This is a genomic window from Methylobacterium carpenticola, from assembly GCF_042748905.1.
GTDB lineage: Bacteria > Pseudomonadota > Alphaproteobacteria > Rhizobiales > Beijerinckiaceae > Methylobacterium > Methylobacterium carpenticola.
In genome coordinates, this window is sequence record NZ_JBHZEO010000001.1 from 6,492,325 (window position 1) to 6,508,971 (window position 16,647).

17 protein-coding genes and 1 tRNA gene are annotated in these 16,647 nt (G+C 69.7%); 13 read left to right on the forward strand and 5 right to left on the reverse strand.

Annotated features, from left to right (window positions below; translation table 11 throughout):
- Positions 1–74 precede the first annotated feature (74 nt).
- Positions 75–1,046: a LysR substrate-binding domain-containing protein gene (locus tag ACE101_RS30035; RefSeq protein WP_379137791.1), complete on the reverse strand. Its 972-nt coding sequence runs from the start codon at positions 1,044–1,046 to the stop codon at positions 75–77.
- Positions 1,047–1,163: 117 nt separating this feature from the next.
- Here ACE101_RS30035 and ACE101_RS30040 point away from each other — a divergent pair, with 117 nt between their 5' ends.
- Both ACE101_RS30040 and ACE101_RS30045 read left to right on the forward strand, forming a co-directional pair.
- Complete coding sequence (locus ACE101_RS30040; protein ID WP_379137793.1) at positions 1,164–2,486, forward strand: aspartate aminotransferase family protein; 1,323 nt, start codon at positions 1,164–1,166, stop codon at positions 2,484–2,486.
- A 43-nt stretch (positions 2,487–2,529) separates the two neighbouring features.
- Positions 2,530–3,441, forward strand: coding sequence for a transporter substrate-binding domain-containing protein (locus ACE101_RS30045; RefSeq protein WP_379137796.1), 912 nt, complete (start codon positions 2,530–2,532; stop codon positions 3,439–3,441).
- A gap of 892 nt (positions 3,442–4,333) precedes the next feature.
- Here ACE101_RS30045 and ACE101_RS30050 read toward each other — a convergent pair.
- Positions 4,334–4,409 (reverse strand) — tRNA-Thr (locus ACE101_RS30050).
- 165 nt (positions 4,410–4,574) lie between these two features.
- On the opposite strand from ACE101_RS30050, the gene ACE101_RS30055 reads away from it, so the two are divergent.
- The 4 genes from ACE101_RS30055 to ACE101_RS30070 all read left to right on the forward strand — a co-directional run bounded on the left by ACE101_RS30055 (position 4,575) and on the right by ACE101_RS30070 (position 7,088).
- On the forward strand, positions 4,575–5,057 hold the full coding sequence (locus ACE101_RS30055) for a tellurite resistance TerB family protein (RefSeq protein WP_379137798.1): 483 nt from the start codon (positions 4,575–4,577) through the stop codon (positions 5,055–5,057).
- Positions 5,054–5,788, forward strand: a complete 735-nt coding sequence (locus ACE101_RS30060) for a glutamine amidotransferase (RefSeq protein WP_379137800.1) — start codon at positions 5,054–5,056, stop codon at positions 5,786–5,788. The genes ACE101_RS30055 and ACE101_RS30060 overlap by 4 nt, the downstream gene beginning before the upstream one ends.
- 215 nt (positions 5,789–6,003) lie before the next feature.
- A complete protein-coding gene (locus ACE101_RS30065; RefSeq protein WP_379137803.1) occupies positions 6,004–6,375 on the forward strand; it encodes a CidA/LrgA family protein in 372 nt (123 codons plus the stop codon).
- A complete protein-coding gene (locus tag ACE101_RS30070) occupies positions 6,372–7,088 on the forward strand; it encodes an LrgB family protein (RefSeq protein ID WP_379137806.1) in 717 nt (238 codons plus the stop codon). The genes ACE101_RS30065 and ACE101_RS30070 overlap by 4 nt, the downstream gene beginning before the upstream one ends.
- 45 nt (positions 7,089–7,133) lie before the next feature.
- On the opposite strand, the gene ACE101_RS30075 is transcribed toward ACE101_RS30070, so the two are convergent.
- A complete protein-coding gene (locus tag ACE101_RS30075) occupies positions 7,134–8,927 on the reverse strand; it encodes an ABC transporter ATP-binding protein/permease (protein ID WP_379137807.1) in 1,794 nt (597 codons plus the stop codon).
- Positions 8,928–9,168: 241 nt separating this feature from the next.
- On the opposite strand from ACE101_RS30075, the gene ACE101_RS30080 reads away from it, so the two are divergent.
- The 4 genes from ACE101_RS30080 (at position 9,169) to ACE101_RS30095 (ending at position 12,307) form a co-directional block, all read left to right on the forward strand.
- Entirely contained in the window at positions 9,169–9,801 is a 633-nt protein-coding gene (locus tag ACE101_RS30080; protein ID WP_379137809.1) for a 2OG-Fe(II) oxygenase family protein, read from the forward strand.
- 102 nt (positions 9,802–9,903) lie between these two features.
- Entirely contained in the window at positions 9,904–10,656 is a 753-nt protein-coding gene (locus ACE101_RS30085; RefSeq protein ID WP_379137812.1) for a hypothetical protein, read from the forward strand.
- 297 nt (positions 10,657–10,953) lie between these two features.
- Positions 10,954–11,856: a ParA family protein gene (locus tag ACE101_RS30090; protein WP_379137814.1), complete on the forward strand. Its 903-nt coding sequence runs from the start codon at positions 10,954–10,956 to the stop codon at positions 11,854–11,856.
- Positions 11,846–12,307 (forward strand): hypothetical protein, encoded by a 462-nt coding sequence (locus ACE101_RS30095; RefSeq protein ID WP_379137816.1) that lies wholly within the window; start codon positions 11,846–11,848, stop codon positions 12,305–12,307. Before ACE101_RS30090 ends, ACE101_RS30095 begins: the two co-directional genes overlap by 11 nt.
- Positions 12,308–12,447: 140 nt before the next feature.
- Here the strand turns inward: ACE101_RS30095 and groL are convergent, their stop codons facing one another.
- Positions 12,448–14,088, reverse strand: coding sequence for a chaperonin GroEL (gene groL, locus ACE101_RS30100; RefSeq protein WP_379137817.1), 1,641 nt, complete (start codon positions 14,086–14,088; stop codon positions 12,448–12,450).
- Between the two features lie 115 nt (positions 14,089–14,203).
- Positions 14,204–14,491 (reverse strand): co-chaperone GroES, encoded by a 288-nt coding sequence (groES, locus tag ACE101_RS30105; protein ID WP_379137819.1) that lies wholly within the window; start codon positions 14,489–14,491, stop codon positions 14,204–14,206.
- A 174-nt stretch (positions 14,492–14,665) separates the two neighbouring features.
- Here groES and ACE101_RS30110 point away from each other — a divergent pair, with 174 nt between their 5' ends.
- From ACE101_RS30110 to ACE101_RS30120, 3 genes are all read left to right on the forward strand, one after another.
- The gene (locus tag ACE101_RS30110; RefSeq protein WP_379137822.1) at positions 14,666–15,643 is read left to right on the forward strand and encodes a CorA family divalent cation transporter; all 978 of its coding nucleotides are present in this window, start codon (positions 14,666–14,668) and stop codon (positions 15,641–15,643) included.
- Between the two features lie 142 nt (positions 15,644–15,785).
- Positions 15,786–16,100, forward strand: coding sequence for a hypothetical protein (locus ACE101_RS30115; RefSeq protein ID WP_379137825.1), 315 nt, complete (start codon positions 15,786–15,788; stop codon positions 16,098–16,100).
- Positions 16,101–16,206: 106 nt separating this feature from the next.
- Positions 16,207–16,644 carry a CBS domain-containing protein gene (locus ACE101_RS30120; RefSeq protein WP_379137826.1) on the forward strand — a complete coding sequence of 146 codons (438 nt, stop codon included), beginning with the start codon at positions 16,207–16,209 and terminating at the stop codon, positions 16,642–16,644.
- The last annotated feature ends 3 nt before the right edge of the window (positions 16,645–16,647 follow it).

The following is a 16,647-nucleotide window of genomic DNA, read 5'->3' on the forward strand; positions in this document are numbered from 1 at the left end:
GGTGGAGCGCTGTTCAGGACCGCTGAGACCGGCCTCGATGCACCGGAGGTTGCGTCGGGTGCCTACGTGAATGGCTAATCATCTGCGGACGCGGCCAAATTCTCAGCCGCAATCGCCTCCCGGAGCCAGGCTTCGAACACGTTGGCGATCGATCCTCGTCTCACCCCGCGCGGGCGCACGAGGAAGTAAGACGTCGTCTCGATTTTATACATATCATCTTTGAAGGGTGCGATCAGGCGGCCGTCGCGCAGCTCCGCTGCCGCCAGCACCTCGCTTTCGAGGACCACGCCAAGGCCCGCCACCGCGGCCTCCACTGCCATTGTCGAGCGGTCCAGCCACATCTCGTTGCACGGGCGCAAGGCTGCCTCCCCCACGCGCCGCAGGTAGTCCGCCCACGTCAGCGCATTGGCGGAGTGGATCAGAGTCGTTCCGGCCAGGTCCCGCGGTGTCTGAAGTTCTAGCGATGCGGCGAGGGCGGGGCTGCATAGGGGGCGGAGCCGTTCAACCAGGAGCGGCTCGACGCGCATCGCCGTCCGCGGCGGTCGCCCATAGGTGATCGCGAGATCAAACCGTTCGGTCTCGATGTCGTCCCGGTCCGACAAAGTCGACAGGCGGATGCGCAGGCCGGGATGGGCGCGCAGGAAGTCCGCCAGCCTGGGCTGGAGCCACTTTGCCGCAAAGCTCGGCCCGGACGCGACGACCAGGGGCTCGCGCTGCGACTGCGGAGCGACCCGTTCCGTCGCCCCGGCGATGACGCCGAAGGCGTGCTCGATCTCGGCCGCGTAGATCCGTCCAGCTCCCGTCAGGACGGCGCGCCCGGCGTGCCGCCGGAACAGTGGCACGCCGAGGAACTCCTCCAGCTGCTGAACGTGGTGGCTGATTGCAGACGGCGTGACGCCGAGTTCTTCGGCGCCCTTCGCGAAGCTGCCATGCCGCGCCGCCGCCTCGAACGCCGCGAGCGCCCGCAGCGGCGGCATCCGGCGCAGTGCCGGGCCCGCCGGTGAGCCAGCCTCAGCGGCCGCTGAGTTTTTTGCGTTGGCGCCCATTCGAAGCCTGAGCCTAGTCTTGCCCCCGATACCTCGCAACTCCGGTGCCGAATTGATGGTCGCCGCAGGTCGTCCTGCGCGCTGGCTCGGCCCAAGACCTTGCTGACGGAGCGGACGATGAGCGCATCTCTCGATGGAGCGGCGAAGGAGTTTCTGGTTCGCTACGGCGGCGACACCTTCCCGAACCTGTTCACCAAGGCCAGGGGCACCGTTGTTGCGGACAGCAGCGGGCGGGAGTACCTCGACTTCACCTCCGGCCAGATGTGCGCCACAATCGGTCACAACCACCCGGCCATTGTCGAGGCCGTCCACCGGGCCGGCGAGAAGGCATTCCACTTCTTCAGCGGGATGATCCCGGAGTCGATTGCCGCACTGGCGCAGGTGCTGGCGCGCGACTGGCTGCCCGGCGATCTCAAGAAGACGATCTTCATCAACACCGGCTCGGAGGCGACCGAGGTCGCCCTGCGCATGGCCAAGATGTACACCGGCGGCTACGAGGTCCTGGCCCTCGGCGGCTCTTGGCACGGCATCACCGGAGGGGCGAGCTCCGTGTCGATGGCTAGCGACCGCAAGGGCTACGGTGTGCCGGCACCCGGCGTGTTCGTGATCCCCGAGCCTAACCCCTACCGGCCCTACTTCCCGGGCCTGGACGAGGAGGCGGCAGCGCTCGCCAACCTCGACCTCGCGCTCAAGCTCTACGACATGCAGTCAGCGGGCAAGGGCGCGGCCATCATCGTCGAGCCAGTGATCAGCGCGGGCGGCGTGCTGGTGCCGCCACGCGCCTTCATGCAGGCCCTGCGGGAGGCGGCCGACGCGCGCGGCATGCTCCTGATCTTCGACGAGGCGCAGACCGCCTTCGGCCGGATCGGCAAGCGGACAGGGGCCGAGCACTTCGGCGTCGTGCCCGACATCATGACGATGTCGAAGACGCTGGGCGGGGGCCTGCCGGTCGCGGCGGTCGCCACGACCGCGGCGATCGAGGAGGACATCCACGCCAAGCACTTCACCTACTACACCAGCCACGTCTCCGATCCGCTCACTGCCGAGGTCGGCCTCGCCGTGCTGGAGGTGATCGCGCGCGAGAACCTCGTCGCGCGAGCCAACGAGATGGGCGCCTATCTGCGGGAGCGCCTGGAGGGGCTGCAGCAGCGCTTCGAGGTGATCGGCGATGTGCGTGGCCTCGGCCTGCTCCTCGGCGTCGAGCTGGTGACGGATCGGGAGTCGCGCACGCCCGCGCATGCTCTTGGCGCCCTGACGACGCGCAAGTGCTTCGAGAAGGGGCTGAGCATGAACATTCGCCGCCGGCCCGAGCGCGGCTCGGTCTGGCGCATCGCGCCGCCCCTAACCGTTTCCACCAGCGAGATCGACCAGGCGGCCGACATCTTGGAAGCGGCGCTGCGCGAGAGCCTCGACGAGATGGCAGCCGGGCGCGCCGTCTGAGCCCCGAGCTCGCCGCAATTCCCCTTTCGTTGGAGACACAGGGATGATGCCCAGGCTCGCGCATGTCCTCCTCCTGCCGCTGGCGGTCCTGGGAATAACCGGCCGCGCCTCGATGGCCGTCGCCGGGAGCCCGACGCTGGACAAGATCCGGACCCTTGGCACGATCACGCTGGGGTACCGGGAAGCGTCGATCCCGTTCTCCTATCTCGGCACGGCTCAGAGCCCGACCGGAATGTCGCTCGATCTCTGCGCGGCAGTGGCGCAGCACGTGAGCGCGGCCCTGAACCTGCCCGACCTGAAGTTGGCCTACGTGCCGGTGACAGCGTCGAACCGGATCCCGCTCCTCCAGAACGGGACGATCGACATCGAGTGCGGCAGCACCACGAACACCGTGGAGCGGCAGAAGCAGGTCGCCTTCACGGTCGCGACCTTCGTGAGCCAGCCGCGCTGGCTCACCCTGCGCACGTCCGGGATCGCAGACGTGAAGGACCTGCGCGGCCGGACGGTCGTGATCACGCAGGGCTCGCTCAACATGCTGCTGGCGCAGAAGCTGAACGCGGCGGAGGGGCTCGACCTCAAGATCATTCAGGCACGGGACCACGCCGAGTCGCTGCTGATGCTGCGCACGGGCCGGGCCTCGGCCTGGTACGAGGACGACGTGCTGCTTGCCGGCGCGCGCGCGACTGCACCCGAGCCGGACTCGCTCAAGTTCCTGCCAGCCGCATCCGGGGGCAACTTCTACTATTACGGCCTCATGCTTCGGCGTGAAGACCCTGAGTTCAAGGCGCTGGTCGACGATGTCCTGAAGCAGCAGATGGCCTCTGGTGTCTTCACGAAGTTGTACCAGCGGTGGTTCATGAACCCGATCCCGCCGCACGGGCTGAACCTCGACCTCCCGATGAGTGAGGCGCTGCAGACTCGCATCAAGGAACCGAGCGACGTGCTGGCGCCTTGAGCAGGCAAAATCTTAGCCGCGGTCCTGTCAACAAAACGACCGAAAACCTTACAGGCCGGTGAGCAGCTTCGGTTCACGTGCATGGCGCAAGAGGCACCGGCAGCGGTGGATGTCGGAAAACCGTGTCACGGAATCAAATGTCCGGAAAACCCTCGCAACCGGACATTGCTGACATCCACCGCGAAGGACCGCTCAGGGTCAATCTGAGGCATTCACCTGAGCTGAGCTGAACGTCCGCTTACCCACTACCCGAGCCTCAAGACGGACGGGCAGCTCTCGGCCAAGTTCGGTCGTTCTGGGCCAATCAGACTGCCAATGAGCGGATCTTCGGAAGGCCCGAGAAGGGTCGAGGCTGTGTGAAAACGCGGACGCATGCCGAAGTCGTAGAATTGTGTGCTATGGGGAGACGCTCCAGGCCGCCAAACGCCGCTTCTGAATGCCGACAGAATGCGTATTTCGGCTCTACCCAGAGCGTTTGAGGGAAAATCCTTCTACCGCTTCCGTGTTTTCACACAGGCTCGCAGCAGGCCGCCTGCCGCCTGCCCCGTGGTCTCCACTGTCCGAGCGTGCGTGTTCGCGAAGCTCGCCGCCGACCACGCGTTAGGCGTACCGCCCGTGAAATTGGTCCGCGCCGGGTGGCCACCATCGACAGCGGCGCCGGGTATTCCGCTTCGATGATCTGACGCGAATCGCTGAGGCGATCGTCGGCGACTCGGAGGAGAACCTGGGTCGGGAGCGGGACTTGGAAGCTTGACGCCTTCAGGAGCGGCAGAGCCTAAACCCGCTTACCGGTCGGCGGTCGCTGCTTACTATGTGCTTACCAGCGTCCAACGCTGGTAAGCAGCGCGGCCCGCGTCTCCGGCCTAACTAGCTGATTTTTTAGGGGAATTAGTGGTGCCGCAAGAGGGATTCGAACCCCCGACCCTCTCATTACGAATGAGATGCTCTACCAGCTGAGCTATTGCGGCGACCCCGGCGTTCGAAGCGTCGGCGGCCGGATGGGGGCTCTCATACGCGGGACGATCGGGCTTGGCAAGCCGAACTTGGCAAGCCGGAGATCGCAGGTCTTGCATGGCGGCACGGGGAATGCTTCACCGGAGGTTCACCCGTCATCCGTCCCCCCTCTCTCATCGATGCCCATCATCCCCCGTCTGATCGCCTATGCCGCCGAGATGTTCGGCGCGCCGCCGCCGCGGGAAGAGGCCACGGCGAACGACGAGCCTCTCGCCGCGGTGGCCCTCCTCGTCCACGTGGCGCGCGTCGACGGCACGCTCGCTCCCGTGGAACGCGAACGGCTGGCGCGCCTGCTCGTCGGGCGCTTCGCGCAGACGGAGGCCGAGGCCGAGGCCGTGATCGCGCGGGCGATCGATGTCGACGACGAGATCCGCGACGTCGCCGATCTCGTCGCCATGATCGGGCGGGACGCCTCCGAGACCGAGCGGCGCAACCTGCTCGGCATGGCCTGGGCCGTGGCGGCGGCGGATGGGCGCGTACACGAATTCGAGGACGATCTCGTCTGGCGCCTCGGCCAGCTCCTCGGCTTCGACGAAACCCAGATCGCCGGCGCGCGGGCCGTCGCCCTCGCCGCCCTGCCCGGCCGCGAGGCGACGGCGTGAGCGCAGGCGACGCCTCCCACCCGGCGAAGAAGCCGGTGCTCGTCGTGCTGCATCAGGAGCAATCGACCCCCGGCCGGGTCGGCCGCCTGCTTCAGGAACGCGGCCACGCCCTCGACATCCGCCGCCCCCGCTTCGGAGACCCGCTCCCCGGCACGCTCGCCGAGCATGCGGGCGCCGCGATCTTCGGCGGACCGATGAGCGCCAACGATCCCGACGCCTTCGTGCGCACCGAGATCGAGTGGATCCAAGTCCCCCTCGCCGAGAAGAAGCCCTTCCTCGGCCTCTGCCTCGGCGCGCAGATGCTCGCCAAATGCTGCGGCGCGACCGTCTGCGCGCATCCGGAAGGCCGGGCGGAGATCGGATATTACCCGCTCCTTCCCACCGAGGCCGGCCACGGCTTCGCGGGCGAGATCGGGCAGCCCTGGCCCTCGCACGTCTACCACTGGCACCGCGAGGGCTTCACCTGCCCGGCCGGCGGCGAGATGCTGGCGACCGGGGACGATTTTCCCACCCAGGCCATCCGCGTCGGCCCGGCCGCCTTCGGGCTGCAATTCCATCCCGAGGTCACCCACGCCATGCTGTGCCGCTGGACCGTGCGGGCCGCCGAGCGCCTCGCTCTGCCGGGCGCCCAGGATCGCGTGCGCCAGCTCGAAGGCCGCTACATGCACGATCCCCAGGTCGCCCGCTGGCTCGACGCCTTCCTCGATCACTGGCTCGCCATCGGCGCCTGAGCCGCAGGATCCATGGCAGCCCGTCCAGGGGCACGCGCACCGGACGAATTTGCAATATAATGCTCGATTTCGACCGAGAACGGCGCGATATTCCCTAGGGTCGTCGCGAGCGCAATCAATCCGCCCCGCGTTCATCGATCATTGATTTATGATCTGCCCGGGGGGACAATCGCGCTCCGTTCCACCCGTTCCCGCCCGGCGGGCTCAATCTCGCGATGATCATCAGCCTCACGCTTCTCCTTCTCTGCCAGCTCCTCGGCGAGATCATCGCACGGGGCGGCGGCCTGCCGGTGCCCGGCCCCGTGATCGGCATGGCGCTCCTCCTCCTCGTCATGATGCTGCGCGACCGTCAGCCGGGCGGCCTGCCCAAGCCCCTGGTGGACGGGACCCTCGAGAGCACCGGCAAGGGCATTCTGGCGAATCTCTCGCTCCTCTTCGTCCCGGCCGGCGTCGGGGTGGTCGGGCGGCTCGACGTGCTGGCCTCCCAGGGTCTCGCCTTCGCGGTGACCCTCGTCGTCTCGACCGCGGCGGCCCTGGTCGCCACGGCCCTGACCTTCACCTGGATGGTGCGCAAGGTCGGTCGATGAGCACGGATTTCGCCCTCTGGGTCTTCCTCGCCCACTCGCCGCTGCTGTGGCTGACGGTCACGCTCGTCGCCTACGTGGTGGCGGACCGGATCTCGCTCGCCAGCAACCGGCATCCCCTCGCCAACCCGGTGCTGCACGCCGTCTGGATGATCGGGCTCGTGCTCTACGCCACCCGCACGCCCTACCCGGTCTATTTCGAGGGCGCCCAATTCGTGCACTTCCTGCTCGGCCCGGCGACCGTCGCCCTCGCCATCCCGCTCTACGAGCACCGGGCAACGGTGCTGCGGGTGCTGCTGCCGATGCTCGCGGCGCTGGCGGTGGGCTCGATCGTCGCGGTCGTCTCGGCCCTCGTCACCGCGCGGCTCCTCGGCGTGCCGCACGACATGCTGGTGACGCTGGCGCCGAAATCCGTGACCGCGAGCGTCGCCATGGGCATCTCGGGCGCCCTCGGGGGCGATCCGGCGCTGACGGCGGTGCTCGTCATCCTCACCGGCATCATCGGGGCGGTGCTGGTCACCCCGCTCTTCGACCGGCTCGGGCTCACCGATTGGCGGGCGCGCGGCTTCGCGGCAGGCCTCGCCGCCCACGGCATCGGCACCGCGCGGGCCTTCCAGGTCAGCGAGGTCGCCGGCACCTTCGCGGGCATCGCGATGGGGCTGAACGCCCTCCTCACCGCCGTGATCGTGCCGGTGGCCCTCGGCCTCCTGCGCTGACGGGACGGGGGCGGCCCCGCCGCCCCTTCGCCCCCCCCTTCGCCGCTACTGCGCCGGCACGGTCTCGCGCAGCACGTCGAGCGGCTCGAACACCCCGTCCGGGCGGCGCGTCATGTCGAGGCGGCGCTGGTGGAAGGCGTCGAGGGTCGAGCGGTGGCCGATCGAGACCAGGGTCGTGCCGGGAAGCTGCTGGCGCAGCATCCGGTAGAGCGCCGCCTCGGTCGGCTCGTCGAGAGCCGCGGTCGCCTCGTCGAGGAACAGCCAGTCGGGCTGCGCGAGCAGGGCCCGGGCGAGGGCGAGGCGCTGCTGCTCGCCGAGCGACAGGGTCTGGGCCCAGGGCGCCTCCTCGTCGAGCCGGTCGGCGAGATGGGGCAGGCGCGCCGCCTCCAGCGCCGCGCGGATCGCCGCGTCGTCGTGGCGGCCCGTCGCGTCCGGATAGGTCGTCGCTTGGCGCAGCGTGCCCATCGGCAGGTAGGGCCGCTGCGGCAGCAGCATCAGGGAGGCGCCGGCCGGCGTCCGCACCATGCCCTCGCCGAAGGGCCAGATGCCGGCGAGGGCCCGGAACAGCGTCGACTTGCCCGAGCCCGAGGGGCCGGTGAGGAGCGTCGTCTCGCCCGGCCGCAGGGAGAGGTCGCGCACGCTGGCGATCCGCCGCCCGTCCGGCAGGCCGAGGGCGAGGTCGAGCACCTGCAGGGCCTCGCCCGAACCCGGAGCCACGAGGAGGCGCGTCTCGGTCCGCATCGTCTCCGCCCGGGCCATCGCCGCGTCGAAGCTCGTCAGACGGTCGACCTGCGCCTTGTAGTCGGCCAGCGTGACGTAGAAGGTGATGAAGAACGACATCGTGCTCTCGACGCGCGCGAAGGCGCCCGCCGTCTGCGTCATCATCCCGAGCTGGATCTGCCCCGCGAAGTAGTAGGGCGCGACCAGGATGTAGGGGATGACCACGTTGACCTGCTGGTAGCTGACCGTGAAGGCCGAGAGCTTCTTGCGGCGGTCGACGATGGCGTAGAAGTTGGCGATGAGCGCGCCGAAGCGGTCGCGCAGGGAGGCCCGCTCGGCCGCCCCCCCGGAGAGCAGGGCCACCTGCTCTCCATATTCGCGCAGGCGCGCCAGCGAGAAGCGGAAATCCGCCTCGCGCCGCTGCTGCTCGAAGTTGAGCCGGATCAAGGGCCGGCCGATCAGGTGGGTGAGCCAGGTGACGAGGCCCGAATAGATCAGCGCGCCCCAGACCAGGAAGCCCGGCACGTGCCAGTCGGTCCCCGGCACCGTGAAGGCCGCCGAGATGTTCCACAGGATGACGGAGAACGACACGAGGTTCGAGACCGCCGACAGGAAGCTGATCGCCAGCGTCTGCGTGGTCTGGGTGAACTGGTCGATGTCGTCGGCGATGCGCTGGTCGGGGTTGTCGGCCTGCGCGCCCGCGAAGCCCATGCGGTAATGGGTGTCGTTCCCCAGCCAGCGGTCGACGTAGTGCCGGGTCATCCAGGCCCGCCAGCGGATCCGCAGGAACGACTGGATCACGTACTGGACGATCGCGCTGGTCACGTAGATCGCGGCCCAGAAGCAGAACACCGAGAACAGCAGCGCCCAGAAGGCGACGGAGTCCTTGTTCTGGATCGCGTTGAACCAGTCGCGATTGAAGTAGGACAGCCGCACGTTGATCGCGACCTGCGCGAATTCGATGCCGATGACCAGAACCGCCATGCTCACGGCGACCCAGCGCTCCTGCATCCGGAAGGTGCCGAAGGGCCAGATGCGGATCTGCGTTTCCTCCCGCGTGGCGTAATACGGGTAGGTGAGGCGCCAGATCTGCAGGAGGGCCTGCTTCAATCCTTGCATGCGTGTCTCCCGGGCCGCAGGACCGATCGCGGCGGGCCTTCATGTCGCCCGCCCGGCCGCGCCGCAAGAGGGCGCCGCCGCACGAGGCCGCGACCGATCCGCCCCGCATCGTGTCGGAAAACCGTGGCCGTTCCGTGGGATTCCGCGGCGCGAACGCCCCGGGCTCGCCGCAATCCGGGCCGAAGAACGCCGGACGGCCGGCCTCACGGACCGGCGCCCTCATCTGGACCAGACGGACACCATGTCGGGCCTTTCGATCCTGAACGTCGACGCCGTGCGTGCGGCCCCCCTCGCGCGCGAGCCCTATTCCTACATCCTCGGCGAGGGCGTGCTGCGTCCCGAGGCGGTGGAGGAATTGCAGCGGGACTTCCCCGACATCGGCAAGCCCGGCTACCTCACGGTCGACGAGGTGCAGCTCAAGGGCCGCTTCAAGGATCTCATCGAGGAGCTGGAGAGCGACGCCTTCTCGGCGGTGATGAGCGAGAAATTCGGCATCGACCTCGTCTCCTGCCCGCGCCTCACCACCATCATGAAGCGCTCGCAGCCCAAATACGGCGCCATCCACACCGACGGCCCGTCCAAGGTGATGACGCTGCTCGTCTACATGAACGACGCCTGGGAGGCGCCCGCGGGCGGGCGGCTGCGCGTGCTCTACGACGGGCAGAACTTCGAGCCCTACGCCGTCGAGGTGCCGCCCACGATGGGCACCCTGTTCGCCTTCCTGCGGGCCGACAATTCCTGGCACGGTCACCGGCCCTTCGACGGCGAGCGGCGCGTGGTGCAGGTCGCCTGGGTGCGCGACGCCGCCGAGCTCGAGCGCAAGAAGAAGCGCAACCGCACCGCCCAGTTCCTGAAGGGCATCTTCGGGCGCTGAGCGCCCGCGAGGCCGGGCCGTACGGGAGGACGCCACCGCCGAGCCGGTGACCCCTTCGGCGAATGATGCTTAGATTCGACGGCGTGGCATCGGACGCCGCCGATGGGCTTGACGGGGGCTTCGGGCGTGACCAAGCGGCAGCGCGGCGGATGGGCAACGGCCACGGGACTCGTCGTCCTCGCGGGCGCTTTCGCGGCGATCGCCGGACCGGTCGCGGCCCAATCCGATCTCGGCGGGCCGCCGCCCGGCGAGGAGCCGGTGCTCTCCAAACCCTACCGCTCCTCCGTGCCGCAATTCCGGCGGCGCCAGAGCGAGCCGTGGCGGGAGCCGCCCGCCCGCGAAGCGGGCGCGCGCGAGGCGGGCAGCCGGGACGCGCCGATCCGTGACGTCGCGGCCGAGCCGGAGCCGCGGCAGCCGCCCGTGGCGGTCGTCGCCCCCGAGCCGCCTCCGCCCGAGCCGCAGCGGCCGGTGCGGGTGATCCCGGTGCCCCCGGCCCAGTCGGCCGCGGCGACGCCGCCCGCACCCCGACCGGACGACGATGCCGAACCGGACGAGGCGCCGGCCGCGAGCTACGTGGGCGTGTGGGGGCCGACCACCGCCGCCTGCGCGGGCCGGCAGGCGCGGCGCCTGGGCTACCTGCCGGCGGTGATCCGCGACGGCGCCGCCCGGGCCGGCAAGACCTCCTGCATCTTCCGGGACACGAAGCGCACCGGCAATTCCTGGACGATGGCGGCGACCTGCCGCAACGCGCGCCAGCGCTGGACCTCCCATGTCCGCCTGTCGGTGAACGGGAACCGGCTGACATGGTCGAGCGAGCGCGGCGCGGCCGTCTACGTGCGCTGCTCGAAGGCGTGAGCCCGCGGGCCGTCCGCTTCGGCGCGGTCGAGATCTCGCGCACGGGCCGGACGGCCCGATATCTCTGGCTCATCTCGGGGGCTTCGCCCGACGTCTTCGGAAAATCCTCCGGGAAAATCCTCTGGACGGCCGCCCACGCCGTCCTTGACGCCGCATCGTCGGCGATGATGGAAGGAGCGCGACGACCGAGCCTCCGATGGTCCCTGCTCCGCACGCCTGCCGCGATACGCCGTCCGACCCGCGCTCCGGCCTCGGAGCCGGCGGGAGCCCGTCCCCGTCCCTCACGGGAACCGGCCGATGACGGGCAAGCTCGTCGCCGTCGCCAACATGAAGGGCGGCGTCGGCAAGACCACCACCGTGGTGATGCTCGCCGATGCCCTGGCGGCGAGCGGGGCGCGCGTGCTCGTGGTCGATCTCGATCCGCAGGCGAGCGCCTCGATCTGCTTTGCCGGCGACGACATCCTGGCCGGGCTGATCCGGAGCGGCCGCACCCTCGACCATTATCTCGGGCTGCGCATCGTCGACCGCGACAAGGCCGCGCTCCCCGCCTTCGTCCGCGACGCGATCAGCACCACGACGCATCTCGGCGAGCCGCTCGCCGTCTCGCTGCTGCCCTCGGGGCCGGATCTGCGCATCGTGGAGCGCGAGATCATCTACGCGCTCACCACCCGGCAGCTCTCCATGCACGCCATCGAGAGCCACCTCTGGACCCTGTTCCACGAGGACTTCCTGCCCCTGCGCGAGCACTACGACTACGTGCTGTTCGACTGCGCGCCGGGCATCTCGCCGATGACGGAGGTGGCGATCCGGGCCTGCGACCTCGTGGTGGTCGCCTGCATCCCGGACTTCCTGTCGACCTACGGGCTCAAGGGCTTCTACCGGATGATCTGGGGGACGCCGGGCGGCACCGACAGCATGCTGCGCCCCCGGCGCCTGCCGCACGTGCTGATCACCCGCCTGCAGCAGAGCGTGAAGCAGCACCAGACCACCCTGCAAACCCTGACGCAGGGCGCGGCGGCGGCGAACCCGGTCTTCCGCCTGTTCGCGACCCGGGTCCCGCAATCGGCCACGCTCGCCAACGCGCTCACCCGGCAGCACACGACCTATCGGAACAAGTATCGCGACAGCTATCATGACCTCATCGGGGGAACGATCGTCCCCCTGATGGCCGAGCTGAAGGAGGTGCTGCATGGCGCTTGAGATCGACGGTCTCGCCATCCTCTGCGCGATCGCCGAGGCGCCGCAGGCCTTCCCGGCGATCCGCCAGGACGTCGCCAAGGTCGCCCAGAGCCTCGTGACGAAGCAGCTCAAGGCGAAGGATCTGACCCTCGACGCCCTGCGGCAGGTTCACGGCGCCCTCGGGCCGCAGCCGCTGGCTCTGGTGGTCGAGAGCCTCGGCGACGGCGAGGTCAAGGCGCTGGTCACGCGTCTCGACCGGGCCAACGCGGCCCTCAGGGCCGCCGCGCCCGTGGAGCATCGCCGCCGGCTCCTGGGGCTCGCGGCGGGTGCCGAGCCGGAGGCGCCGAAGGCGGCGCCCCCCGCCCCGCGCGCCCGCAGACGAGCCGCGCCCGCCGAGCCGCCGGCCGACCACGCCCTCGCCTCCCCCGCCATGGCGGCCGTCCCGCCCCGCCGGCGCCGTTCGCAAGCGTGATCCGGGGCGGCCGCTCGATCCGATCGCCGCGGGTCCGCTGAACCGGCCCCCGAGCCCTGATCCCGATACGGCCGGCCCCGAACGCAGAAAGGCCGCCTCGCGGCGGCCTCTCCGTTTCGCGTGAGCGCGGATGGCTGGACTTAGAAGTCCATGCCGCCCATGCCGCCGCCCGGCATCGCCGGCGCAGCCGCTTCCTTCTTCGGGGCGTCGGCGACCATCGCCTCCGTCGTGACGAGCAGGCCGGCCACCGAGGCAGCATCCTGCAGCGCCGTGCGCACGACCTTCGCCGGATCGACGATGCCGGCCTGGATCATGTCGACGTACTCTTCGGTCTGGGCGTTGAAGCCGTAGGTCTGCGAAGAGGTGTTGTCGGAGATCTTGCCGATCACGATCGAGCCCTCGACGCCGGCATTGGCGGCGATCTGGCGGATCGGGGCCTCAAGCGCCTTCAGGACGATCTTGATGCCGGCCTGGACGTCCGAGTTGTCGCTCTTCAGGTCCTTGATGGCGTCGCGCGCACGCAGCAGCGCGGTGCCGCCGCCCGGAACGATGCCCTCTTCCACGGCCGCGCGGGTCGCGTGGAGCGCGTCGTCCACGCGGTCCTTCTTCTCCTTCACCTCGACCTCGGTCGCGCCGCCGACGCGGATCACCGCGACGCCACCCGCGAGCTTGGCCAGACGCTCCTGGAGCTTCTCGCGGTCGTAGTCCGAGGTGGTCTCCTCGATCTGCGCCTTGATCTGCGCCACGCGCGCCTCGATGTCCGCCTTGTCGCCGGCGCCATCGATGATCGTGGTGTTCTCCTTCTCGATCCGGACGCGCTTGGCCCGGCCGAGCATCGGCAGCGTCACGTTCTCGAGCTTGATGCCGAGATCCTCCGCGATCATCTGACCGGCGGTCAGGATCGCGATGTCCTCGAGCATGGCCTTGCGGCGGTCACCGAAGCCCGGCGCCTTCACGGCCGCGACCTTCAGGCCGCCGCGCAGCTTGTTGACCACCAGGGTGGCCAGCGCCTCGCCCTCGATGTCCTCGGCGACGATCAGCAGCGGCTTGCCGGTCTGAACGACGGCCTCGAGCACCGGCAGCATGGCCTGGAGCGACGAGAGCTTCTTCTCGTGGATGAGGATGTAGGGATCCTCGAGCTCGGCCGTCATCTTCTCCGCGTTCGTGACGAAGTACGGGGAGAGATAGCCGCGGTCGAACTGCATGCCCTCGACGACGTCGAGCTCGGTCTCGGCCGTCTTGGCCTCCTCGACCGTGATCACGCCCTCGTTGCCGACCTTCTGCATCGCCTGGGCGATCATCGCGCCGATGTCGGTGTCGCCGTTCGACGAGATCGTGCCGACCTGGGCGATCTCCTCGGAAGCCGAGACCTTCTTGGCGCGGCCCTTGATGTCCTTCACGACGGCGGCGACCGCGAGGTCGATGCCGCGCTTGAGGTCCATCGGGTTCATGCCGGCGGCGACGTACTTGGCGCCTTCCTTCACGATGGCCTGGGCCAGCACGGTCGCCGTGGTGGTGCCGTCACCCGCGAGGTCGTTGGTCTTCGAGGCCACTTCGCGCACCATCTGGGCGCCCATGTTCTCGAACTTGTCGGCGAGCTCGATCTCCTTGGCGACCGTCACGCCGTCCTTGGTGATGCGGGGAGCGCCGAAGCTCTTCTCGATCACGACGTTGCGGCCCTTCGGGCCGAGCGTCACCTTGACCGCATCCGCCAGGATGTCGACGCCGCGCAGCATCTTCTCGCGGGCGTCGGAGGCGAAACGAACGTCTTTCGCTGCCATGTTGAATCCTCTCTGAACGATTGTTGCCGGGTGATCGTCCGCGCGGTGCCGGCGGGGCGGCGCTCCGGCGACGGACGCCTCGAGGAGCCCCCTCGCGGAGCCTCCTGGTCCGTCCTCAGGCGAGGACGCCCATGATGTCGGATTCCTTCATGATCAGGAGGTCCTGACCATCGATCTTGACCTCGGTGCCCGACCACTTGCCGAACAGCACCCGGTCACCGGCCTTGACGTCGAGCGGAGCGACCTTGCCGGACTCGTCGCGGGCACCCGGGCCGACGGCGACGATCTCGCCCTCCTGAGGCTTCTCCTTGGCGGTGTCCGGGATGATGATGCCGCCCTTGGTCTTCTCCTCGCTCTCGATGCGACGGACGACCACGCGGTCGTGCAGCGGACGGAATTGCATGTGCTGCCCTCTTGCTTCCCACAAGAACTTGCGGTTGGTGCGGCGGCGCGGCGCCGACCGGGCTGTTAGCACTCCCTAACCGTGAGTGCCAGCGCCGGCGGTGAGTTAGGCGTCCCCGCGGAGCGAGTCAAGACGTTCTGCCGGATCGTCGCGGCCAAACAGGATTCTTCCCCGATGATCACTCTGCATGGTCCCGGCGGCGTGGTCGCCGAGGGTCGGGCCTGCCTGGCGCCTCCGCCGCACGCCACCTGGCTCGATCTCGTCGATCCGAACGAGACCGAGATCGCGCTCGCCGAGGAGGCGACCGGCCTCCAGGTGCCGTCCCGGGCGGCCTTGAGCGAGGTGGAGCGGTCGAGCCGCCTGCGGCGGCGGCGCGACGCCCTCTATCTCAGCACGCCGATGGTCTCCTTCGTGCCGGGCGACCTGTCCCTGCGACCGCTCGGCTTCGTGCTGACCCGCGAGCGGCTGGTCTCGATCCGCTTCCAGCCGCTCGCCGCCTTCGATGCGGTCAAGCAGCGCCAGACGGAGCATGACGGGCCGGAGACCAGCATCGGGGTGTTCGGGGCGCTGATCGCGGAGCTGGTCGACGCCATGGCCGACGGCCTGGAGGCGATGAGCGACGCCCTCGACGCGCTCTCGACCCGGGTCTTCCACTTCGACGGCGCCCGGGGCGAGGGCTCGGCCCCGAAGCGGCGCGACCTCGCCCTGCGCCGGATCCTCGGCGAGATCGGGCGGCGGGGGAAGGCGCTCTCCAAGCTGCGGGCGACGCTGGTCGGCCTCGACCGCATGGTGCCTTACGTGGCGAGCGAGGCCGAGGCGTGGCTCAAGCCCGAGGACCGCGCGCATCTCGACACGCTGCGCCTCGACATCGCCTCGCTCGAGGAATTCGAGACCCGGCTCTCCGAGACCGTGCAGTTCCTCCTCGACGCTGCTCTCGGGCTCATCAACATCGAGCAGAACAACACCTTCCGGGTGCTCACGGTGGTGTCGATCATCGGCATCCCGCCGACGCTGATCGCGTCGCTCTACGGCATGAACTTCAAGCACATGCCGGAACTCGACTGGGCCTGGGGCTATCCTTACGGCCTCGCCGCGATCGCGCTCAGCGCACTCGCGCCGGCCGTGTGGTTCAAGCTGAAGGGCTGGTTCTGAGCGGCGCCCCATCGCCGGGCCGGCCGCCACGCGGTTCCCGGACTGCTCGCCTCCCTGGCAGCAGAACCCCGGGGCGGTCCCCGATGTTGCCCCTCGTCACGGCGTCCCCGCCGCAGCGGGGCGTCGTCATCGGGAGACCGCCATGACTTCACGGATGATCGGCAGCGCCGTCGCCGTCGCGCTGCTCGTCGCCGGCACGGGGAGTTCCGCGCTGGCGCAGGGTGCGGGCGGAAGCACCGGGACCGGCGGCAGCGCGGGCACCGGCGGAGCCGCCAGCACGGGGAGCACCGGCAATGCCGGGTCGGTAGGCGGCGCGCCGCGCTCCAGCCCGGGCGCCGGCCACGACAGTCTGAGGACGGGAACGACGGGCAACGCCTCCGCGCCGCCCAACGCGGCGGGCGGCCCGACCGGCGCCGGCACGCCCGGATCGGGCAGCGCTGGCGGCAGCGGACGCTGACGGCGCGGCTTTGACCCAGGTCAAGGCCGACCCCGGCGGATCGGCCAGGGTGGGGGCGGATCAGGGGCCGGAGGTCCGCCCCGGCCGCGCCGAGGAACCCAGCCCCATGCCCGACCGCACCGTCAGCGCCGTGATCGCCGACCACCCGCTCCATGCGGTCACCGGGAGCTTCACGGTGGCGAGCGTCTGCCACCGCATGCGTGCGCTCGACATCGGCGCCCTCGCGGTCGTGGAGAACGGGCGTCTCGCGGGCATCGTCAGCGAGCGGGACATCGCGCGGCGGGTCATCGCGGGACACCGGGACCCGATGCTGACCTTGGTGCGCGAGGTGATGACGCCCGACCCGCTCACCATCGCCGCCGACGCCACCCTGGCCGAGGCCCACGGGCTGATGGAGGCGCACGGCGTGCGCCACCTGCCGGTGCTGCGGGGCACGGAAACGATCGGGATGATCTCGCTGCGCGACATTCCAGCCGTCCCTCTGCCGGCCGCTCTCCCGCCGGCCGGCACCCCGCCGGCCGCGGCCACGCCGGCGCTGGGCTGACGA